The sequence below is a fragment of the Micromonospora sp. WMMD998 genome, assembly GCF_029581235.1.
GTDB lineage: Bacteria > Actinomycetota > Actinomycetes > Mycobacteriales > Micromonosporaceae > Micromonospora.
In genome coordinates this window covers 1194871-1215657 of the sequence record NZ_CP120740.1, presented here as the reverse complement: position 1 = coordinate 1215657, position 20787 = coordinate 1194871, and the positions used below count along the sequence as shown (strand labels likewise).

Sequence of the window (20787 nt, the reverse complement as noted above, 5' to 3'; positions counted from 1 at the left end):
AATAGCCACTGTTTCCGTGAATCAGCGCATGGCAGATGGGACCGTCAGCGGAGGTCGTAGGAGAGGATCGGGGCGTCGTCGCCGCGCATCAGGTCCAGGCGGACCAGTTCGCCTTTCGTGAATCGGGTGACGCCGGAGAAGCGCAGGTCGTCGCCGGGGGCCGCCAGCCAGGAGCCGATCTGCTCGGTCGCGCCGTCCGGGCCGTGCGCCACCAGCCGGAACGTGTACGCCTCGCGGTGCCCGGCCCGCCGGTCGTAGCCGCAGTGCATGGTGACCTCGGTGCCCCACGGCGTCTCGGTCAGCCCCACCTCCGCGTGCACCGGCGCCGTCCCGGCCACCGGCCGCATCGAGGTGAGCGCCACCGGCCGGGTCGCCGGCTCCGCGGGCGGCCGGAACACGGTCACCCCGACGCCCGCGAGCACCGCGAGCGCGGCGGCGGCGAGCGCGGTCAGCGCGTACCGTCGGCGGGAGCGGGACCTGTCGCGCCGCCGCCGCTCCCGCGCGGCGTCGAGCAGCGCGGGCACCCGGGAGGTTTCCGGCCCGACCTCCAGGAACTGCTCCAGCCCGGCCGGGTCGAGACGGCCCAGCAGGCCGGGGAGTACGGCGATCTCGGCCACCGCCTCCCGGCACGCGGCGCAGCCGGACAGGTGCCGTTCGTAGGCGACCCGGTCGGCCGGGGCGAGGGCGCCCAGCACGTACGCCCCGTCGTCGTGCGCGAACTCGCAGCGGGTCATCCGGTCACCCCCATCTCGGCCAGCACCAACCGTAGTGAGCGCAGCGCGTAGTGGGTGCGCGACTTCACCGTGCCCGGCGGCACGCCCAGCCGGGCCGCCGCCTCCGCCACCGACCGGCCCTGGTAGAAGCACTCGACCAGCACCTCGCGGTGGGTCGGGCTGAGCCGGTTGAGCGCCTCGGCCACCGTCCACGCCTCCACCGCGCGCTCCGTCTCGTCGACCGTCTCGGCGGTTTCCGGCAGTTCGTCGGTGTAGACCTCGCCGACCCGGGCCGAGCGGCGACGCCAGGCGTCGATGGCGAGGTTCCGGGCGGTGGTGAAGAGCCAGGCGCGGACCGAGCCGCGTCGCGGATCAAGGGACTCGGGGTGCCGCCAGGCCCGCAGCAGCGTCTCCTGCACCAGGTCCTCGGCCCGCGGCCGATCGCCGTTGACCAACCTCAGGGCGTGCGCGTACAGCGCGTCGGCATGTTCGTCGTGCAGCGCGCGCAGCAGTTGGGCGTCGTGGTCACTGATGGCGGTACCTCGCTTCCGGCGGCGGGAGACCGGTGTTACGTCCGCCCTTGCAGGCGTTGCGTCCGCCCTTCCATACGTGCCGTGACGCCGAACGGTTCAGCCGCAGGTCAAGCCGGAGCTGTTCACGCCCGCGCAGCCTGGCCGTTCTAGTGTTCGGTGGCGATCCCGTCGGCGATCGCCCGGGCGGCGGTGAGCAGCTTCGCGCGGACCACCCGGGCCGAGGTCATCATCTCGCTGGCCGGAAGCGCGCAGGCGAGCACCACCCGGCGCTCGATGTCCTTGTCCGGGGCGACGAGGACCGCCGCGCACGCCACGCCCTGCCGGAACTGGCCCAGCTCCAACTGCATGCCACGCCGGTCACCGGCGGCCAGGTCGGCCTCGAACGCCTCGACCGAGGTGAGGGTGGCGGTGGTGAACGGGCGCATCCCGTACTCGCGCAGGTAGCGGAAGCGTTGATCGGCGGTGAGCGTGGCGAGCAGGCTCTTGCCGAGCGCGGTGGCGTGCGCGCCCTCGTCGAAGCCCGGCACCATCTCCTCCAGATAGGGCGAGCGTGGCCCCTCGGCGCAGGCGGTCACCGCCACCTGCCCGCCCACGAAGCGGCCGAGGTAGTGGCTCCAGCCGGTGTCCGCCGCGGCCCGCCGCAGCGCCTCACCGACGGCGGGCGGACCCCGGAACGCGGTGACCAGCTCGCGGTAGCGGTCGGCGATCTCCAGCCCGACGATGTAGGTGCCGTCCTCACGTCGGATCACGTAGCCCTCGTACGCCAGCGTCCGCACCAGGTGGTAGGTGGTGGCGACGGTCAGCTCACAGCGTCGGGCGATCTGCTTCACGGTCAGGCCCCTCGGCGCACGGCCGACCGACTCGAGCACTCGAAGCGCCCGAGAGACGCTCCGGATCAGATCCGAAGGTTCCGCCAAGGGGTCGCGCACAACCACCTCCGCCGCCGGGGACATACACCATATGAAAAAGAGGCCGAGTGCGAAATGCCTGTTCGGGTGGAGGATGCCAGATCGCCGGGCACAGAACGTGCTCCGACAGACACGATCAGCAGCGAAAATTGGGTCGGCGTAGGTTTGCCGACGATGACCGAAACAATTTCACGATCCGGCCCTCCGGTGCCGGGGCGCGCCGTCCGGGTCGGCGCCGGCGCCACCGCCACCACGATCGCCTGCGTCCTGCCGGTCTTCCTGGTCGGCGGCCTGGCCGTGCAGCTCGGCGACGAACTCGGCTTCAGCCCGACCGGGCTGGGCCTGGCCGTCTCGGTCTACTTCGGCATCAGCGCGCTCGCCTCGGTACCCTCCGGCGCCCTGGTCGAACGGTACGGACCGGCCCCGATCGCCCGCGCCGCCATCGGGCTCTCCGCCGGCTCGCTGCTGGCCGTGGCGGGCCTCGCCCGGTCGTACCCGGTGCTGGTGGCGCTGCTGGCACTCAGCGCCGCGGCCAACGCCCTCGGCCAGCTCGCCAGCAACGCCGCGCTTGCCGAACACGTGCCCGCCCACCGGCAGGGGCTCTCCTTCGGCGTGAAGCAGGCCGCCATCCCGGTCTCCACGCTGCTGGCCGGCGCGGCGGTGCCCACCGTCGCGCTGACCGCCGGCTGGCGCTGGGCGTTCGTGGCCGCCGCCGCAGCCGCGCTGGCCGCGCTCCCGGCCGTCCCCCGGTTCGGCCGGGACCGGCGCACCCGCACCGCCTCCGCCGGCCGGGGCGGCGGCACGGCCGCGCTCGTGGTGGTTGGGCTGGCCGCGACGCTGGCGGCCGGCGCGGCGAACGCGCTCGGCACGTTCCTGGTCGACTCGTCGGCCGCCCGCGGGCTCTCCCCCGGGCTCGCCGGCCTGACCCTGACGCTCGGCAGCGCGGTCTGCGTGGCGGCGCGGGTGGGCGTCGGCTGGCTCGCCGACCGGCGGACCGGCGGGCACGTCGGTGTGGTCGCCGGGCTGCTGGTGGCGGGTTCGGTGGGGCTGGTCCTGCTCGCGGTGGCCGGCACCGCGCCGCTTGTCGTGGGCGTGGTGCTCGGCTTCGGTCTGGGCTGGTCGTGGCCCGGGCTGCTGAACTTCGCCGTGGTCCGGCTCCACCCGCAGGCCCCGGCCGCCGCCACCTCCATCACCCAGACCGGCGTGTACGCGGGCGGCTGCGTCGGCCCGCTCGGCCTGGGCGCGCTCGCCAGCGCGGCCGGCTACCCGACGATGTGGCTCACGGCCGCGGTAGCCATGCTCCTGGCCGCCCTGCTCATGCTCCTGACCACCCACGGCCTCTCCCGCACGGCCCCCTGACCTCGGTGATCATGAGGTTATTGCCGCGACACGCCGGGCGAGGTGACAACAACTTCATGATCACCCGGGTGGGGGTGGGGGTTAGCTGGTGCGGTCGGCTATGTAGTCGCAGAGGGACTCCAGGGCGCGGCGCGCGGGGGAGTCGGGCAGCGGGGTCAGGCGGGCGCGGGCGTCCTCGGCGTAGCTGCGGACCGTCTCCCGGGCCCGCTTGAGCGCCGGGGACTCGCGGAGCAGGATGAGCGCCTCGGCGTGCAGCGCGTCGTCGACGAGCGGGCCGGTGGCCAGGATCTCCCGCAGGCGCACACTCGCCGCGTCCAGGTCGTCGCTCGCCAGCGCGTAGAGCACCGGCAGGGTGGGCACGCCCTCCCGCAGGTCCGTGCCGGGTGTCTTGCCGGACTGCACCGACTCGCTGGCGATGTCCAGCAGGTCGTCGGAGAGCTGGAAGGCCACGCCGATGATCTCGCCGTACCCGGCCAGGGCCTCGACGTGGGCGGCGGGCGCACCGCCGAACATGCCGCCGAACCGGGCCGAGGTGGCGATCAACGAACCGGTCTTCTCGGCGATCACGTGCAGATAGTGGGCGACCGGATCGGTGTCCCGCGGGCCGACCGTCTCGGCGATCTGGCCGTGCACCAGGCGGGCGAAGGTGCGCGCCTGAAGTCGTACCGCCTCCGGGCCCAGGTCGGCCGCGACGTCCGCGGCCCGGGCGAAGAGATAGTCACCGACCAGGATCGCCACCGAGTTGGTCCAGCGGGAGTTGGCGCTCGGCGCGCCCCGCCGCACGGCAGCCTCGTCCATCACGTCGTCGTGGTAGAGCGTCGCCAGGTGGGTGAGCTCCATCACCACGGCCGCCGGCACGACCTGAGCGGTGTCCGGGTCGCCGAACTGGGCGCACAACGCCACCAGCAGCGGGCGGAACCGCTTGCCGCCGGCCTCGAGCAGGTGCCGGGCCGCGTCGGTCACCAACGGGTCCGCGCTGGCCACGCTCGCCCGCAGCTCCGTCTCGACCCGGTCGAGCACGCCCAGCACGGAGGCTTCGACGCGCGGGTCGGCGAGGTGCAGGCCGAGCGCGCCGAACTGACCTGAATGCTCGCCAGCCGGGTTCACCACGTCTTCAACCATGCCACACCCGTTCGACCTGCCCGGTGAGGGGGATACGGACCGGGGGCCGGCACGCCACGGCGTGCCGGCCCCCGGGTGGAACCGCCTCTGTCATCTGACGAATTCGGCCGCGCCCGTGGTGAGGTCGAGCAGCGGGCCGGGGACCACGCCGAGGACCAGCGTGGCGAGCACGCCGATGACGAGCGCCGCCGAGGTGAGCGCGCCCGGCACGGTCACCGTCGGGGTCGCCTCACCCGGCTCGGAGAGCCACATCATCACCACGACCCGCAGGTACGGGAAGGCCAGCACCATGCTGGTCAGCACGCCCGCGATCACCAGCCAGGCCTGGTTCGCCTCCAGCGCCGGACCGAAGACCGCGAACTTGCTGGTGAACCCGCTGGTGAGCGGGATGCCGGCGAAGGCCAGCAGGATGAACGTGAAGATCGCCGCGAAGAACGGCGAGCGGCGGCCCAGCCCGGCCCAGCGGGACAGGTGGGTGGCCTCGCCGTCGGCGTCCCGCACCAGCGTCACCACGGCGAACGCGGCGAGCACCGAGAAGCCGTACGCGGCCAGGTAGAACATCGTGCCGGAGAGTCCCTCCCGGCTCGGGGCCAGCACGCCCACCAGCAGGTAGCCGGCGTTCGCGATCGACGAGTATGCCAGCAGCCGCTTGATGTCCGTCTGGGTCACCGCCAGCACGGCGCCGACCAGCATGGTCAGCACCGCCACCACGCCGATCACCGGGGTGAAGTCCCAGGACGCCCCGGCGAACGCGACGTGGAACACGCGCAGCAGCGCGCCGAACGCGGCGACCTTGGTGCAGGCGGCCATGAAGCCGGTCACCGGCGTCGGCGCGCCCTGGTAGACGTCGGGCGTCCACACGTGGAACGGCGCGGCGGCGGCCTTGAACAGCAGGCCGATGGCGAGCAGCGCCATGCCGGCGAAGAGCAGCACCTGGCTGGACACGGACTCACCGACCGCGGCGTGCACGGTGGCGAAGTCGACGCCCGCGCCGCGACCCGGGATCCCGGCGGTGAAGCCGTAGATCAGGGCGACGCCGAACAGGAAGAACGCCGAAGCGTACGCGCCGAGCAGGAAGTACTTCATCGCCGCCTCCTGGCTCAGCAGCCGCCGGCGACGGGCCAGCGCGCAGAGCAGGTACAGCGGCAGTGAGAAGACCTCGAGCGAGATGAACATGGTCAGCAGGTCGTTCGCCGCCACGAAGATCAGCATGCCGCCGATCGCGAACGTCATCAGCGGGTAGACCTCGGTGGTCCCGCCCACGCCCTCGGCCTGCTTCCGGTCCTCCGGCGACTCGGCGGTGACCGCGGCGTGCGCCACGAACGCGCCGCCCCGCTCCACCGTGCGCTCACCGACGAGCAGCAGCGCCATCGCGGCCAGGACCAGGATGGCGCCCTGGAGGAAGAGCGTCGGCCCGTCCACCGCCAGCGCGCCGCCGGCGGTGATCAGCCGGTCGTCCGCGTTCAGGATCACCATGGTGATCGCGCCGAGCACCGCCACCAGGGCGAGCGCGAGCTGCACCGTGTTGCGCAGGCGACGCGGCACGAACGCCTCGACCAGGACGCCCAGCAGGGCGACGCCCAACATGATCAGAATGGGAGCGAGCGCCGCGTAGTCGATCGACGGCAGCTTCAGTTCACTCACTTCGACGCCTCCTGGACGCTGCCGACCTCAGGGGCGGGATCGGACTTGCCGACGTCCTGCATGGTCGCCTGGACGGCGGGGTTGATGACATCGGTGACCGGCTTGGGATAGAAGCCGAGCAGCACGATCAGCGCGATCAACGGCGCCACCACGACCTTCTCGCGCAGGCTGAGGTCCCGACGCATGCCCTCGGACTCGGCCAGCGCCGGGTTCAGCGTGCCCTGGGTGGTGCGCTGCACCATCCACAGCACGTACGCCGCCGCCAGGATGATGCCGACGGTGGCGATCACCGCGACCGGCTTGTTGACGGTGAACGTGCCGATCAGCACCAGGAACTCGGACACGAACGGCGCGGTGCCGGGCAGCGCCAGCGAGGCGAGACCGGCGAAGAAAAGCACGCCGGCCAGCACCGGCACCAGCTTGCCCGCGCCACCGAAGTCGCTGATCAGCGACGAGCCGCGCCGGGCGATGAGCATGCCGACCACCAGGAAGAGCAGGCCGGTCGCCAGCCCGTGGTTGAGCATGTAGAGCACCGCGCCGGTGCCGGCCTGGGTGGTGAAGGCGAAGATGCCGACGCCGATGAACCCGAAGTGCGCGATCGAGGTGTACGACACCAGCCGCTTCAGGTCCTTCTGCCCGACCGCCAGCAACGCGGCGTAGATGATGCCGATCACGCCGAGCGCCAGCGCCCACGGCGCGAACCAGCGCGACGCCTCCGGGAACAGCGGCAGGCAGTAGCGCAGGATCCCGAACGTGCCGACCTTGTCCAGCACGCCGACGAGCAGCGCAGCCGCGCCGGCCGGAGCCGCGCCACCGGCGTCCGGCAGCCAGGTGTGGAACGGGAAGAACGGCGCCTTGATCGCGAAGGCGAGGAAGAAGCCGAGGAACAGCCAGCGGGCCGTGTTCGTGGCGAACTCCGCCTGGCTCAGCGCCTGCCAGTCGAAGGTCTTCCCGCCGACCACCCAGAGTCCGATCACCGCGGCGAGCATGAACAGGCCGCCGACGAGCGAGTAGAGGAAGAACTTCACCGCCGCGTACTGCCGCTGGTGGCCGCCGTAGCTGCCGATCAGGAAGTACATCGGGACCAGCATGACCTCGAAGAACACGTAGAACAGGAAGACGTCGGACGCGGCGAAGACGCCGATCATCGTGCACTCGAGGACGAGCAGCAGCGCGAAGTAGACGGGCACCGAACGCTTCGACGACTCGGCGTCGTGCCACGACGCGAGGATCACCAGCGGCACCAGGATCGCGATCAGCATCAGCATGACGAGCGCGATGCCGTCGACCTCGAAGGTGAACCGCACACCCCAGTTCGGGATCCACGCGTACGACTCGCGGAACTGGAACCGGTCACCGCCGGCGGAGAAGGCGAACCACATCACCACCGAGAGCACCAGCACCAGCAGCGACCAGCCGAACGCCACCAGCTTGGCCAGGTCCGGCCGGCTACGTGGCAGTAGTGCCACCACCAGGGCGCCGACCAGCGGCGCCACGGTCAGCACCGAGAGGAACGGGAAGTTGGACATTATTCGGCCTTACCTCCGTCGTGACTGCGTGGTCCACCGGCGGGGGTGGCCGCGTTGAGGTCGATCACGCCAGCCACCCCGCCTGCACCGCCAGGAAGGCCGCCACCACGAGCAGCGCGCCGGTCAGGATCGAGGTCGCGTACGACCGCACGAAGCCGGTCTGGAGCCGCCGGAGCCGGCCCGAGCCCCCGCCCACCGCGGCGGCGAGGCCGTTGACCAGCCCGTCGACGCCCCGGTTGTCGAGGAACACGAGCGCCCGGGTGAGGAAGATGCCCGGCTTCTCGAAGACCGCCTCGTTGAAGGCGTCCGTGTAGAGGTTCCGGCGGGCGGCGGTGACCGCCACGCCGGCCGGCTGCGGCTCGGTGGCCGTGCCGCTGCGGAACAGGAACCAGGCCAGCCCGGCGCCGAGCACGGTGAGCAGCAGCGAGAGCACGGTGATCACCCAGTGCGCGAGGACCGCCTCGTGGCCCTCCTCCTGGCCGCCCAGACCGGCGGTCGCCTCCAGCCAGTCCGGCACGGACGTGGAGAGCAGGAAGCCCGCGCCGACCGAGCCGATCGCCAGCAGGATCAGCGGGACCGTCATCAGCTTCGGCGACTCGTGCGGGTGCTCGATGTCCTCGGTCCAGCGGGCCGGCCCGTGGAAGGTGAGCACGAACAGCCGGGTCATGTAGAACGCGGTGAGCCCGGCGCCGATCAGCGCCGCCATGCCGAACAGCCAGGCCGTCCAGCCCTCCCGCTCGAAGGCGGCCACGATGATCGGCTCCTTGGAGAAGAAGCCGGAGAAGGGGAACATGCCGATGATGGCCAGCCAACCCATCATGAACGTCAGCCAGGTGACCTTCATGTACTTCGACAGGTTGCCGAAGCGGCGGATGTCCACCTGGTCGTTCATGCCGTGCATGACCGAGCCGGCGCCGAGGAACATGTTGGCCTTGAAGAAGCCGTGCGCCAGCAGGTGCACGATGGCGAGCGCGTACGCCGCCCCGCCGAGCCCGACGCCGAGGAACATGTAGCCGATCTGGCTGACCGTGGACCAGGCCAGCACCCGCTTGATGTCGTCCTTGGCGGCGCCGATGACGCAACCCATCAGCAGGGTGAGCGCGCCGACGCTGACCACCACGAGCTGGAGCGTCTCGTTGGCCGAGAAGATCGGGTTGGAGCGGGCGATCAGGTAGACGCCCGCGGTGACCATGGTGGCCGCGTGGATGAGCGCGGAGACCGGGGTCGGGCCCTCCATCGCGTCCGGCAGCCACGCCTGGAGCGGGAACTGGCCGGACTTGCCGGCGGCGCCCAGGAGCAGCAGCAGACCGAGCACCAGCACCGTGGTGGAGGTCAGCGAGCCGACCCCGTTGAACACCTCGTCGTACTGCGTGGTGCCGAGCATGGCGAACATGACGAAGATGCCGATGGCCAGGCCGGCGTCGCCGAACCGGTTCATCAGGAACGCCTTCTTGCCGGCGGTGGCCGCGCTCGGCCGCCCGTACCAGAAGGAGATCAGCAGGTACGACGCCAGGCCGACGCCCTCCCAGCCGAAGTAGAGCATCACGTAGTTGTTGCCGAGCACCAGCAGCAGCATCGCGGCGACGAACAGGTTGAAGTAGCCGAAGAACCGCCGCCGGCCCTCGTCGTGCGCCATGTACTCCACGGCGTAGAGGTGGATCAGGAAGCCCACCCCGGTGATCAGCAGGACGAACACCGCGGCCAGCGGGTCGAAGAGCAGACCGAAGTCCACCTTCAGGTCGCCGACCGTGATGAACTGCCAGAGGCTCGACTGGACCTGCTTGTTCTCCAGGCCGCGAAGCTGGAAGAAGTAGGTCAGCCCGAGCACGAACGCGGCGCCGATGGCGGCCACGCCCAGCCAGTGGCCCCAGCGGTCGGCCCGCCTGCCGAGCAGCAGCAGGACCGCCGCGCTGACCAGCGGGATCGCCACCAGCAGCCAGACGCTGCCCAGCAGGCCATCCGCAGTAGCGAATTCCACAGTCTGTTCCACCGCAGACCCCTCAGTACTTCAGCAGGTTGGCGTCGTCGACGCTGGCCGAGCGCCGGGTCCGGAAGATCGCCATGATGATCGCGAGCCCGACCACGACCTCGGCCGCCGCCACCACCATCACGAAGAACGCCATGATCTGGCCGTTCAGGTCGCCGTTGATCCGGCTGAACGTGACCAGGGTCAGGTTGGCCGCGTTGAGCATCAGCTCGACGCACATGAACAGCACGATCGCGTTGCGCCGGACCAGCACGCCGACGGCGCCGATGGTGAACAGCACCGCCGCGAGGATCAGGTAGTAGTCCGGCGTCATTTGTCCGTACCCTTCAGTGCGGTCTCCTCGGCCGTCAGCTCGCGCACCGGCATGACCTCCGAGATGCCGCGGTCGGTCAGCCGGCCGTCCGGCAGGCGGGCCGGCGTCGACACCGAGGAGGAGGTGGCGAAGACGCCCGGGCCGGGCTTCGGGCCGGGGTAGTTGCCCGGCCGGAACCGCGCCTTCATGGTGGCGACCTGGTCCATCCGGTCCTCCTTGCGCCGCTCCACGTGCGCCAGCACCATCGCGCCGACCGCGGCCGTGATCAGCAACGCCGAGGTCAGCTCGAAGGCGAAGACGTACTTGGTGAAGAGCAGCCGGGCGATGCCCTGCACGTTGCCCTCGGCGTTCGCCTGGTCGAGCCCGACCGCCGGCACGCCGTTCAGCGCGCGGTAGAGCCCCGTGCCGACCAGGCCGGCGAAGCCGAGCCCGAGCACCACCGCGGCGACCCGCTGGCCGCGCAGCGTCTCGATCAGCGAGTCGGACGCGTCCCGCCCGACGAGCATCAGCACGAACAGGAAGAGCATCATGATCGCGCCGGTGTAGACGATGATCTGCACCATGCCGATGAACGGCCCGGCCTGGAGCACGTAGAACACGCCCAGGCAGAGCATGGTCAGCACCAGCCAGAGCGCGGAGTGCACCGCGTTGCGGGCCCACACCATGCCGAGCGCCCCGATCAGGGCCAGCGGGGCGAGGATCCAGAAGGTGACCTCCTCACCCCCGGACACCTGGCCCGCCGCGGCGAGCACCGTAGAACTGGTCATGCCCCTGCTCCCTTGCCCGCCTCGGACCGCTGCGCGGCCTGCTCGGCGCCGGGGAAGGTCACGCCGGGGTGCTCCTCCACCTGGTACCGGCCCGGGCCCATCGGCGAGTGCTCGGCGCCGGCCGAGGTGCCCGGGTTGGTGAGCGCGCCGACGTAGTAGTCCTTCTCGCTGTCGCCCAGCCGCATCGGGTGCGGCGGCTGCTCCATGCCTTCGAGCAGCGGCGCGAGCAACTGCTCCTTCGTGAAGATCAGGTCCTGCCGGTTGTCCCGGGCCAGCTCGTACTCGTTGCTCATGGTCAGCGAACGGGTCGGGCAGGCCTCGATGCAGAGCCCGCAGAAGATGCACCGGGCGTAGTTGATCTGGTAGTTGCTGGCGTACCGCTCACCCGGGGAGAAGCGCTGCTCCTCGGTGTTGTCGCCGCCCTCCACGTAGATCGCGTCGGCCGGGCAGGCCCAGGCGCACAGCTCGCAGCCGATGCACTTCTCCAGCCCGTCCGGGTGCCGGTTGAGGATGTGCCGCCCGTGGTAGCGCGGCGCCGAGACCGGCGGCTTGAACGGGTAGTCGGTGGTGACGACCTTCTTGAACATGTGCGAGAAGGTGACCCCGAAGCCCTTGAACGTTCCGGTGATCGCGCCCACGTCACACCTCCCTGGACTCGGAGCCGGCGACGACGTTCGCCGGCTCCCGCTCGGCGACCACACGCCTGGTGCGCGGGCTCGGCGGAACCTGAAGATCCATCGGTGGCAGCGGGAAGCTGCCGTACGGCCGGCTGTCCGCCTGCTCCTGGAGCGACGGCTTCGGCTGCTTCTTCCGGCTCGGCCAGAAGAGCGTGGCCAGCAGCAGCACGCCCGCGCCGATGGCGGTGACGAGCAGCCGGTCGTTCGTCTGCCAGTCCTCGATCGAGCGGAGCCCGGCGAGCACCAGGATCCAGACCAGGTTGATCGGCAGCAGCACCTTCCAGCCGAAGCGCATGAACTGGTCGTACCGGAGTCGGGGCAGCGTGCCCCGCAACCAGACGAACACGAAGACCAGCAGGATCACCTTGCCGAAGAACCACAGCATCGGCCACCAACCGTCGTTGGCGCCCGCCCACAGCGTGATCGGCCAGGGGGCCCGCCAGCCGCCGAGGAACAGCGTGGTGGTGACCGCGGACATGCTCACCATGGCCACGTACTCGGAGAGCATGAAGAGCGCGAACTTCAGCGAGCTGTATTCGGTCATGAAGCCGGCGACCAGCTCCGACTCCGCCTCCGGCAGGTCGAACGGCGCCCGGTTGGTCTCGCCGACCATGGCGATGAAGAAGATGATGAAGCTGGGCAGCAGCAGGATCGCGTACCAGCCCGGGGTGGGCAGCTCGAACCCGCCGAGGCTCAACCGGGTGCCGTCACCCTGCGCGGCGACGATCCCGCTCGTCGACATCGTGCCGGCGGTCATGAACACCGCCACGATGCTGAGCCCCATGGCGACCTCGTAGGAGATCATCTGGGCGCTGGAGCGGAGGCCGCCGAGCAGCGGGTACGTCGAGCCGGAGGCCCAGCCGCCGAGCACGACGCCGTAGACGCCCATCGACGAGCAGGCCAGGATCACCAGCACCGCCACCGGCACGTCGGTGACCTGGAGCGGCGTCCAGTGTCCGAAGATGCTCACGCTCGGGCCGAACGGGATCACCGACAGCGCGGTGACCGCGGAGATCACCGAGATGGTCGGCGCGAAGAAGAAGACCACCTTGTCGGCGGCGCGCGGGAGGATGTCCTCCTTGAACGCCATCTTCAGGCCGTCGGCGAGCGTCTGGAGCAGGCCGAACGGGCCGACCTGGTTCGGGCCGGGCCGGACCGCCATCCGGCCGACCACCCGCCGCTCGAACCAGACGCCGAGCAGCGTGGCCAGCAGGCCGAAGGCGAACGCGAAAACGATCTTCCCGAGGACCAGCCACCACGGGTCCTTGCCGAAGTCCGCAAGCGTCGGGTCCTGCGCCGCGAGGTAGACCGCGTTCACTGGGTTGCACCCCCTGCGTTGAGGAGCGGACCCGGCCGCGCGGCGGCGTCCGCGGCGACAGGCGCCGCGGTCACCGTCACGACATGACCGGACGTCGCGCCGAGGCTGCGCCGCACGGTCGAGCCGGGTGAGTTGGTCGGCAGCCAGACGACGCCGTCCGGCATCTCGGTGATCGCCGCCGGCAGGGTGACCGCGCCGCGGTCGGTGCCGACCGTGACCGGGTCGCCGTCGGCCACGCCGAGCGCCTCGGCGGTGCCCTTGCCCAGCCGGACCACCGGCGGGCGGGCGGTGCCGGCGAGGTGCTCGTCGCCGTCGGTGAGGCTGCCCAGGTCGACGAGCTGGTGCCAGGTCGCCAGCACGGCCTCGCCCGGGCCGGGCTGCGGCACGGCCGCCGGCTCGACCGAGGGCGCGGACGGCCGGTCCATCCGGGTACGCGGCAACGCGCCCAGCTCCCGGCGCACGCTCGTCACGTCCCCGGCGCCGAGCCGCACGTCGAGCTGCGCGGCGATCGCGTCGAGCACCCGGCTGTCGGTCATCGCGCCGGTCTCCAGCACCCGCTCGAACGTGCGCAGCCGGCCCTCCCAGTCGAGGAAGCTGCCGGCCTTCTCGACCACCGGGGCGACCGGGAAGACCACGTCGGCGCGCCGCGCCACCGCGCTCATCCGCAGCTCCAGGCTGACCAGGAACGGCACCGCGTCCAGGGCCGCCTCGGCCCGGCGCGGGTCGGCCAGGTCGGCCGGGTCCACCCCGGCCACCACCAGGGCGCCGAGCTTGCCGTCGGCCGCCGCGGCGAGGATGCCGTCGGTGTCGCGGCCGGCCTGGCTCGGGATCACCCCGGCCGGCAGGTCCCACGCCTCGCCCAGCTCCGCGCGGGCCGCCGGCTCGGTGACCACCCGGCCGCCGGGCAGCAGGTTGGGCAGGCAGCCCGCGTCGACCGCGCCGCGGTCACCCGCGCGCCGCGGCACCCAGGCCAGCCGGGCGCCGGTACGCCGGGCCACGTCCGCCGCGGCGGACAGGCCGCCGGGCACCGCGCCCAGCCGCTCGCCGACGATCAGGATCGCGCCGGGCTGGCCCAGCGCCTCGGCGACGGTGGCGTGCTCGGCCAGCACGCTCGCCTCCTCGCCCGGCACCACCCGGGCCAGCTTCGCCCCGAGCTTCTCCAGGCCGCGGGTGGCGAACGGCGCGATCGCGTACACCGTGAGCTTGTTCTTCAGGTACGCCTTGCGCAGCCGCAGGAAGAGGATCGGGCACTCCTCCTCCGGCTCCAGGCCGACGAGCACCACCGCGGGCGCGTCCTCCACGTCCGCGTAGGTCACGTCGGTGACCCCGGCGACGTTGCTGGCCAGGAAGTCGGCCTCCTCGCGGGAGACCGGGCGGGCCCGGAAGTCGATGTCGTTGGTGTGCAGGGCGACCCGGGCGAACTTCGCGTAGGCGTAGGCGTCCTCGACGGTGAGCCGGCCGCCGGTGAGCACCGCCGTGCCGGTCGCGCCGTCGCGGGCCGCACGCAGCCCCTCGGCGGCCCGGGTGAACGCCTCGCTCCAGGACGCCTCGCGCAGCTCACCGGTCTTCTCGTCCCGCACCAGCGGGGTGGTGAGCCGGTCGAACGCGCGAGCGTACTGGAAGCCCCAGCGGCCCTTGTCGCAGTTCCACTCCTCGTTGACCGCCGGGTCGTCGCCGGCCAGCCGGCGCAGCACCTTGCCCCGCCGCCAGTCGGTGCGCTGGGCACAGCCGGCCGAGCAGTGCTCGCAGACGCTCGGCGAGGAGACCAGGTCGAACGGGCGGGACCGGAACCGGTACTGCGAGCCGGTCAGCGCGCCGACCGGGCAGATCTGCACGGTGTTGCCGGAGAAGTACGAGTTGAAGGGCACATCCCCCTCGTCGCCCTCCTCCCCGTAGGCGTCGTCCCGGTAGATGTTGATCTCCTCGTGCGAGGAGCGTCCCATCAGGTCGATGAACTTGTCGCCGGCGATCTCCTCGGAGAACCGGGTGCACCGCTGGCAGAGCACGCACCGCTCGCGGTCGAGCAGCACCTGGGTGCTGATCGGCAGCGGCTTCGGGTACTCCCGCTTGTGCTCGTGGAACCGCGAGTCCGTCCGGCCGGTGGACATCGCCTGGTTCTGGAGCGGGCACTCGCCGCCCTTGTCGCACATCGGGCAGTCCAGGGGGTGGTTGAGGAGCAGCAGCTCCATCACCCCCTCCTGGGCCTTCTTCGCGACCGGCGAGGTGAGCTGGGTCCGCACCACCATCCCGTCGGCGACCGTCTGGGTGCAGGAGGCGACCGGCTTGCGCTGGCCCTCCACCTCCACCAGGCACTGCCGGCAGGCGCCGGCCGGGGCCAGCAGCGGGTGGTCGCAGAAGCGCGGGATCTCGGTGCCCATCTGCTCGGCGACCCGGATCAGCAGCGTTCCCTTGGGCGCGGTGACCTCGACCCCGTCGATGGTCAGCGTGACGGTCTCGGTCTGCTTGGCTACGTCCGTCATGAGTGGGCTCCCACCAGCTGCTTGTCCGACAGCTTCGGTGCGGTACGTCCCTCGATGTAGTCGAGGTAGTCCTGCTTGAAGTACTTCAGCGACGAGGTCACCGAGCTGGTCGCACCGTCACCCAGGCCGCAGAACGAGCGGCCGAGGATGTTGTCGCAGGTGTCGAGCAGGGTGTCCAGGTCCTCGTGGGTGCCCTGGCCGGCGAGGATGCGCCGGTAGACCCGGACCATCCAGTAGTTGCCCTCACGGCACGGGGTGCACTTGCCGCACGACTCGTGGTGATAGAACTCCAGCCACCGGTAGGTCGCGTACACCGGGCAGTCCTGGTCGGAGAAGATCTGGGTGGCCGTGGTGCCCAGGATCGAGCCGGCCGCCGCCACCCCCTCGAAGTCCAGCGGCACGTCCAGGTGCTCGGCGGTGAGCAGCGGCGTCGAGGAGCCGCCCGGGGTCCAGAACTTCAGCTCGTGCCCGGGCTTCATCCCGCCGGCCAGCTCGATCAGCTCGCGCAGCGTGATGCCCATCGACGCCTCGTACTGGCCCGGCTCGGCGATCCGGCCGGACAGCGAGTAGATCATCGGACCGGACGACTTCTCCGTGCCCATGGTCTTCCACCAGTCCGCGCCACCCAGCACGATGTACGGCACGCTGGCGATGGTGCCGACGTTGTTCACCACGGTCGGGCTGGCGTACAGGCCGTGGGTCGCCGGGAACGGCGGGCGCAGCCGGGGCTGGCCGCGGAAGCCCTCCAGCGAGTCCAGCAGCGCGGTCTCCTCACCGCAGATGTACGCCCCGGCGCCGGAGTGCACCACCAGCTCCAGGTCGAACTTCGAGCCGAGGATGTTGCGGCCGAGATAACCCTTGGCGTACGCCTCGGCGACCGCGCTGCGCAGCCGGCGGGCGGCGTGCACGGCCTCGCCCCGGATGTAGATGTACGCCCGGTTGGCCCGGATCGCGTACGAGGCGATGATGACGCCCTCGACGAGCGAGTGCGGGTCGTGGGTCATCAGCGGCAGGTCCTTACAGGTGCCCGGCTCGCCCTCGTCGGCGTTCACCACCAGGTAGTGCGGCTTGCCGTCGCCCTGCGGGATGAAGCCCCACTTCAGACCGGTGGGGAAGCCCGCGCCACCCCGGCCGCGCAGCCCCGAATCCTTGATCAACTGGATCAGGTCGTCCGGGTGCGCCTTGAGCGCCTTGCGCAGGGCGGCGTAGCCGTCCAGCTTCTCGTAGGTGCCGAGCCGCCAGGCGTCCGGCGACAGCCAGCGCTTCGTGAGCACCGGCGTGAGCTTGGCCAGCGTCTCCGGTCGAGGCGTGGTCACTTGCGGACCCCCGTTCCGTTCGCTTCCGCCGGTTCGGCGCCGTCCGCGTCCGTACCGGCCTCGGCGTCCTTGAGGTTGCGCTTCTGCGCGTCGGCGTCGTCGCCGGCGGGCTTGCCGTCGCCGGCCGGCCGGTTGGCCGCCACGCCGGCCGCCTCCGCCGCCCGCGCGTCGCGGGGCTCCGGGGCGGGGGCCGGCTTCTCCTTCTCGGCCTCGGCCTTTGCCTTCGCCTCGGCGGCGGCCCGGTCGGCCTCGGCCTTGCTGCGGATCGGCGTCTTCGGGTCGTAGCCCGGCACCGCGACGCCGTGCTGCTCGGCCAGGCGCAGGCCGCGCAGGCTCGGCTCGCCCGGCCCGCCGTCGGCCACCGCGCCGTCCCGCTCGTCGGCGAACCCGGCGAGCTGGACCGCCATCTCCTTCAGCGTGCAGAGCCGGGCGCCCCGGGTCGGCATCGGCCGGCCGCCGGCCTGCAACTCCTGCACCACGCCGAGCGCGCCCTGCGGCTCGACGTTGTCGAAGAAGTCGTAGTTGACGGTCATCACCGGGCCGTAGTCGCACGCCGCCAGGCACTCGGCGTGCTCCAGGGTGATCTTCCCGTCGGCGGTGGTCTCCTCGTGCCCGACGCCCAGGTGCTCGGCGAGCGTGTCGTAGACCACCTGCCCGCCGAGCACGTCGCACATGGTGTTGGTGCAGACGCTGACCAGGTAGTCGCCGGTGGGCTTGCGCTTGTACATGGTGTAGAAGGTGGCGACCGCGCCGACCTGCGCCTTGTTCAGCCCGAGCACCTCGGCGCAGAACTCGACGCCGGCCGGGGAGACGTAGCCCTCCTCGGACTGGACCAGGTGCAGCAGCGGCAGCAGCGCCGAGCGGGACCGGTCCGCCGGGTACCGGGCGATGATCTCCCGCGCCCGGGTGCGAGTCGTTTCGGAAAAGCTCATCGGTCACAACCACCCATCACGGGGTCCAGCGAGGCGCCGCCGGCGATCACGTCGGCGATCAGGCCGCCCTCGGCCATCGCCGGCAGGGCCTGGAGGTTGACGAAGCTCGGCTCCCGGTAGTGCACCCGGTAGGGCCGGGTGCCGCCGTCGGACACCGCGTGCACGCCCAGCTCGCCGCGGGGCGACTCGATGCCGACGTACACCTGGCCCGGCGGGACCCGGAAACCCTCGGTGACGAGCTTGAAGTGGTGGATCAGCGACTCCATCGACTGACCCATGATCTTGGCGACGTGCTCGAGCGAGTTGCCCATGCCGTCGACACCGATGGCGAGCTGCGCCGGCCAGGCGATCTTCTTGTCGGAGACCATCACCGGGCCCGGCTTCAACCGGTCCAGCGCCTGCTCGACAAGCTTCAGCGACTCGCGCATCTCGGCCAGCCGGACCAGGTAGCGGCCCCACACGTCACCGTCGGTGTGGGTCGGCACGTCGAACTCGTACGTCTCGTAGCCGCAGTACGGCATGGTCTTGCGCAGGTCCCAGGCGAGCCCGGCCGAGCGGAGCACCGGGCCGGTGATGCCGAGCGCCACGCAGGCGGTGGTGTCGAGCACCGCGACGTTCGTGGTGCGCTCGATCCAGATCGGCTGCCCGGAGAGCAGGTTCTCGTACTCCTTGAGCTTCTTCGGCATCAACGCCAGGAAGTCGCGGATCTTGCGGATCGCGTCGTCCGGCACGTCCTGCGCCACGCCGCCCGGCCGCACGTAGGCGTGGTTCATCCGCAGGCCGGTGATGGTCTCGAAGATGTCGAGGATGTACTCCCGCTCGCGGAAGCCGTACAACATCATGTTGATCGCGCCCAGTTCCATGCCGGTGGTGGCCAGCCAGACCAGGTGCGAGGAGATCCGGTTGAGCTCCATCATCAGCACCCGGATGGTGGTGGCCCGCTCGGTGATGTCGTCGGTGACGCCGAGCAGCTTCTCCACCGCGAGCGCGTACGCCGTCTCGTTGAAGATCGGCGAGAGGTAGTCCATCCGGGTCACGAACGTCGAGCCCTGGACCCAGTTGCGGAATTCCAGGTTCTTCTCGATGCCGGTGTGCAGGTAGCCGACGACCGAGCGGGCCTCGCGGACCGTCTCGCCCTCCAACTCCAGGATCAGCCGGAGCACGCCGTGTGTGGACGGGTGCTGGGGGCCCATGTTGACGACGATCCGCTCGTCGTTGATCGGGTCGGTGCCGGAGACGACCTGGTCCCAGTCGCCACCGGTGACGGTGAAGACCTTGCCCTCGGTGGTCTCGCGCTCGGTCGCGTAGTTCGACGTCGTCACTGGTACGACCTCCTCCGGTCCGGCGGGGGAATTTCCGCGCCCTTGTACTCCACCGGGATGCCGCCCAGCGGGTAGTCCTTGCGCTGCGGGTGCCCCTCCCAGTCGTCCGGCATGAGGATCCGGGTCAGGTTGGGGTGGCCGTCGAAGACGATGCCGAACATGTCGTACGTCTCCCGCTCCTGCCAGTCGGCGGTCGGGTAGACGGCGGTGACGCTCGGCAGGTGCGGGTCCTCGGCGGAGACCGCGGCCTCCAACCGGACCAGCCGCCGGTAGGTCATCGAGGTGAGCTGGTAGACCACGTGCAACCGACGACCGTCGGCGCCCAGGTAGTCCACCCCGGACACCGACGAACACAGCTCGAAGCGCAGCGACAGGTCGTCGCGCATCACCTGGCAGACCTCGGCGATCCGCTCCGGTCGCACGTGCAGGGTCAGCTCGCCCCGGTCGACCACGACCTTCTCGATCGCGTCACCGAACTGCGGGTACGCCTCCTCCAGCGCGTCCCGCACCTCGTCGAAGTAGCTCCCGTACGGCCGGGCGGCCTCCTCGATCGGCCGGCGCGGGCGGACCAGGCCGCCGTAGCCGGAGACGTCGCCGGTGCCCTGGTTGCCGAACATCCCGCGCCCGGCGGGGCTGGCCGGCGGGTATTCCGCGGGCGCGGTGCCGCTGGCGCCGACCGGGGTGGTGGGTACCGGAACCCCGCCGTCGTTGTTCCTGTCGTTCGGCGACGTCATTTCGGTCCCCCCTGCGTCTGGAGGTGGTTCTGCGCGTTCATCCAGTTCTCGATCCGCAGTTGCTCCTCGCGCCCCTCGCGGACCGCCTTCGTCCACTCGGCGCGCCGGGCCTTGTCGTTGCGGTACGACGAGGGCATCGAGCCGTACGGCACGACCGGCACGTCACCGCGCGCCTTGCGGGCCTCGAGCATCTTGCGGCCGTTGGGGCCCAGCGGCTCGTACATGATCTTCTCGCGGAGCTTGAGCACCGCGTCGATGAGCATCTCCGGCCGGGGCGGGCAGCCGGGGAGGTACATGTCGACCGGGACGACGTGGTCCACGCCCTGCACGATGGCGTAGTTGTTGAACATGCCGCCGCTGCTGGCGCAGACGCCCATCGAGATGACCCAGCGGGGCTCGGCCATCTGGTCGTAGATCTGCCGCAGCACCGGGGCCATCTTCTGGCTGACCCGGCCGGCCACGATCATCAGGTCGGCCTGCCGGGGCGAGGCGCGGAAGACCTCCATGCCCCACCGGCCCATGTCGTAGTGCGGGCCACCCGCGGCCATCATCTCGATGGCGCAGCAGGCCAGGCCGAAGGTGGCGCCCCAGACGGACGACTTCCGCGACCAGTTGACCAGCTTCTCGACGCTGGTGAGCAGGACGCCGGAGGGAAGCTTCTCCTCGATGCCCATCTGCTACCTCCTCAGTCCCAGTCCAGGCCGCCGCGCCGCCACACGTAGGCGTAGGCGACGAAGACCGCGACGATGAACATGACCATCTCCACGAAGCCGAAGATCGGCAGGGCGTCGAAGGAGACCGCCCAGGGGTAGAGGAAGATGATCTCGATGTCGAAGACGATGAAGAGCATCGCCGTCAGGTAGAACTTGATCGGGAACCGGCCGCCGCCGACCGGCTGCGGGCTCGGCTCGATGCCACACTCGTACGCCTCGAGCTTGGCCTTGTTCAGACGCCGGGGGCCGGCGAATCGGGCGGCGGCCACGGAGAACAGCGCGAACCCCGCGGCGAGGGCGAACAGCCCGATGATGGGTGCATAAGGCGAGAGCGTCATCGTTGTCCCCTGCTCGTCCTTCCCTGACCTCGGTGGTTGGCCAAAATCACACTATTCACGTCCCTGCCGACCGCGGTCGGCG

At 71.0% G+C, this 20787-nt stretch carries 19 protein-coding genes; 1 reads left to right on the top strand and 18 read right to left on the bottom strand.

Annotated elements, in window-relative coordinates:
* Nucleotides 1–44: 44 nt before the first annotated feature.
* The 3 genes from O7619_RS05740 to O7619_RS05730 all read right to left on the bottom strand — a co-directional run bounded on the left by O7619_RS05740 (nt 45) and on the right by O7619_RS05730 (nt 2175).
* Nucleotides 45–734, bottom strand: a complete 690-nt coding sequence (locus O7619_RS05740) for a zf-HC2 domain-containing protein (protein WP_282286167.1) — start codon at nt 732–734, stop codon at nt 45–47.
* On the bottom strand, nt 731–1225 hold the full coding sequence (locus O7619_RS05735; RefSeq protein ID WP_281590559.1) for a sigma-70 family RNA polymerase sigma factor: 495 nt from the start codon (nt 1223–1225) through the stop codon (nt 731–733). Before O7619_RS05735 ends, O7619_RS05740 begins: the two co-directional genes overlap by 4 nt.
* Before the next feature lie 167 nt (nt 1226–1392).
* Entirely contained in the window at nt 1393–2175 is a 783-nt protein-coding gene (locus O7619_RS05730) for a helix-turn-helix domain-containing protein (RefSeq protein ID WP_282286166.1), read from the bottom strand.
* A 153-nt stretch (nt 2176–2328) separates the two neighbouring features.
* On the opposite strand from O7619_RS05730, the gene O7619_RS05725 reads away from it, so the two are divergent.
* Entirely contained in the window at nt 2329–3513 is a 1185-nt protein-coding gene (locus O7619_RS05725) for an MFS transporter (RefSeq protein WP_282286165.1), read from the top strand.
* 81 nt (nt 3514–3594) lie between these two features.
* Here O7619_RS05725 and O7619_RS05720 read toward each other — a convergent pair whose 3' ends face one another.
* The 15 genes from O7619_RS05720 to O7619_RS05650 form a co-directional block, all read right to left on the bottom strand.
* Nucleotides 3595–4635 (bottom strand): polyprenyl synthetase family protein, encoded by a 1041-nt coding sequence (locus tag O7619_RS05720; RefSeq protein WP_282286164.1) that lies wholly within the window; start codon nt 4633–4635, stop codon nt 3595–3597.
* A 90-nt stretch (nt 4636–4725) separates the two neighbouring features.
* Nucleotides 4726–6279: an NADH-quinone oxidoreductase subunit NuoN gene (nuoN, locus tag O7619_RS05715; protein WP_282286163.1), complete on the bottom strand. Its 1554-nt coding sequence runs from the start codon at nt 6277–6279 to the stop codon at nt 4726–4728.
* Nucleotides 6276–7808 carry an NADH-quinone oxidoreductase subunit M gene (locus tag O7619_RS05710; protein ID WP_282286162.1) on the bottom strand — a complete coding sequence of 511 codons (1533 nt, stop codon included), beginning with the start codon at nt 7806–7808 and terminating at the stop codon, nt 6276–6278. Before O7619_RS05710 ends, nuoN begins: the two co-directional genes overlap by 4 nt.
* Before the next feature lie 64 nt (nt 7809–7872).
* The gene (gene nuoL / locus O7619_RS05705) at nt 7873–9798 is read right to left on the bottom strand and encodes an NADH-quinone oxidoreductase subunit L (protein ID WP_282286161.1); all 1926 of its coding nucleotides are present in this window, start codon (nt 9796–9798) and stop codon (nt 7873–7875) included.
* Between the two features lie 10 nt (nt 9799–9808).
* Complete coding sequence (gene nuoK, locus O7619_RS05700; RefSeq protein ID WP_089154544.1) at nt 9809–10108, bottom strand: NADH-quinone oxidoreductase subunit NuoK; 300 nt, start codon at nt 10106–10108, stop codon at nt 9809–9811.
* The gene (locus O7619_RS05695; RefSeq protein WP_282286159.1) at nt 10105–10875 is read right to left on the bottom strand and encodes an NADH-quinone oxidoreductase subunit J; all 771 of its coding nucleotides are present in this window, start codon (nt 10873–10875) and stop codon (nt 10105–10107) included. Before O7619_RS05695 ends, nuoK begins: the two co-directional genes overlap by 4 nt.
* Nucleotides 10872–11513: an NADH-quinone oxidoreductase subunit NuoI gene (nuoI, locus tag O7619_RS05690; protein ID WP_282286157.1), complete on the bottom strand. Its 642-nt coding sequence runs from the start codon at nt 11511–11513 to the stop codon at nt 10872–10874. The genes O7619_RS05695 and nuoI overlap by 4 nt, the downstream gene beginning before the upstream one ends.
* Before the next feature lies 1 nt (nt 11514).
* A complete protein-coding gene (nuoH, locus tag O7619_RS05685) occupies nt 11515–12870 on the bottom strand; it encodes an NADH-quinone oxidoreductase subunit NuoH (protein WP_282286156.1) in 1356 nt (451 codons plus the stop codon).
* Nucleotides 12867–15350 (bottom strand): NADH-quinone oxidoreductase subunit G, encoded by a 2484-nt coding sequence (locus O7619_RS05680; protein WP_282286155.1) that lies wholly within the window; start codon nt 15348–15350, stop codon nt 12867–12869. The genes nuoH and O7619_RS05680 overlap by 4 nt, the downstream gene beginning before the upstream one ends.
* Nucleotides 15347–16666, bottom strand: a complete 1320-nt coding sequence (nuoF, locus tag O7619_RS05675; protein WP_282286154.1) for an NADH-quinone oxidoreductase subunit NuoF — start codon at nt 16664–16666, stop codon at nt 15347–15349. Before nuoF ends, O7619_RS05680 begins: the two co-directional genes overlap by 4 nt.
* On the bottom strand, nt 16663–17598 hold the full coding sequence (nuoE, locus tag O7619_RS05670; RefSeq protein ID WP_282286153.1) for an NADH-quinone oxidoreductase subunit NuoE: 936 nt from the start codon (nt 17596–17598) through the stop codon (nt 16663–16665). The genes nuoF and nuoE overlap by 4 nt, the downstream gene beginning before the upstream one ends.
* Nucleotides 17595–18920 (bottom strand): NADH-quinone oxidoreductase subunit D, encoded by a 1326-nt coding sequence (locus O7619_RS05665; RefSeq protein ID WP_282286152.1) that lies wholly within the window; start codon nt 18918–18920, stop codon nt 17595–17597. Before O7619_RS05665 ends, nuoE begins: the two co-directional genes overlap by 4 nt.
* Nucleotides 18917–19654 carry an NADH-quinone oxidoreductase subunit C gene (locus O7619_RS05660; RefSeq protein WP_282286151.1) on the bottom strand — a complete coding sequence of 246 codons (738 nt, stop codon included), beginning with the start codon at nt 19652–19654 and terminating at the stop codon, nt 18917–18919. The genes O7619_RS05665 and O7619_RS05660 overlap by 4 nt, the downstream gene beginning before the upstream one ends.
* The gene (locus tag O7619_RS05655) at nt 19651–20328 is read right to left on the bottom strand and encodes an NADH-quinone oxidoreductase subunit B (protein WP_281585439.1); all 678 of its coding nucleotides are present in this window, start codon (nt 20326–20328) and stop codon (nt 19651–19653) included. The genes O7619_RS05660 and O7619_RS05655 overlap by 4 nt, the downstream gene beginning before the upstream one ends.
* Before the next feature lie 11 nt (nt 20329–20339).
* Nucleotides 20340–20705: an NADH-quinone oxidoreductase subunit A gene (locus O7619_RS05650; RefSeq protein ID WP_089154551.1), complete on the bottom strand. Its 366-nt coding sequence runs from the start codon at nt 20703–20705 to the stop codon at nt 20340–20342.
* Between the last annotated feature and the right edge of the window lie 82 nt (nt 20706–20787).

Excerpts from the sequence above, each read along its gene's own strand:
- nuoE (WP_282286153.1), bottom strand. The coding sequence starts at position 17,598 with ATGAGCTTTTCCGAAACGACTCGCACCCGGGCGCGGGAGATCATCGCC.
- O7619_RS05725 (WP_282286165.1), top strand. The coding sequence starts at position 2,329 with ATGACCGAAACAATTTCACGATCCGGCCCTCCGGTGCCGGGGCGCGCC.
- O7619_RS05655 (WP_281585439.1), bottom strand. The coding sequence starts at position 20,328 with ATGGGCATCGAGGAGAAGCTTCCCTCCGGCGTCCTGCTCACCAGCGTC.
- O7619_RS05710 (WP_282286162.1), bottom strand. The coding sequence starts at position 7,808 with ATGTCCAACTTCCCGTTCCTCTCGGTGCTGACCGTGGCGCCGCTGGTC.
- O7619_RS05650 (WP_089154551.1), bottom strand. The coding sequence starts at position 20,705 with ATGACGCTCTCGCCTTATGCACCCATCATCGGGCTGTTCGCCCTCGCC.
- O7619_RS05660 (WP_282286151.1), bottom strand. The coding sequence starts at position 19,654 with ATGACGTCGCCGAACGACAGGAACAACGACGGCGGGGTTCCGGTACCC.
- O7619_RS05720 (WP_282286164.1), bottom strand. The coding sequence starts at position 4,635 with ATGGTTGAAGACGTGGTGAACCCGGCTGGCGAGCATTCAGGTCAGTTC.
- O7619_RS05695 (WP_282286159.1), bottom strand. The coding sequence starts at position 10,875 with ATGACCAGTTCTACGGTGCTCGCCGCGGCGGGCCAGGTGTCCGGGGGT.
- O7619_RS05680 (WP_282286155.1), bottom strand. The coding sequence starts at position 15,350 with ATGACGGACGTAGCCAAGCAGACCGAGACCGTCACGCTGACCATCGAC.
- nuoK (WP_089154544.1), bottom strand. The coding sequence starts at position 10,108 with ATGACGCCGGACTACTACCTGATCCTCGCGGCGGTGCTGTTCACCATC.
- O7619_RS05740 (WP_282286167.1), bottom strand. The coding sequence starts at position 734 with ATGACCCGCTGCGAGTTCGCGCACGACGACGGGGCGTACGTGCTGGGC.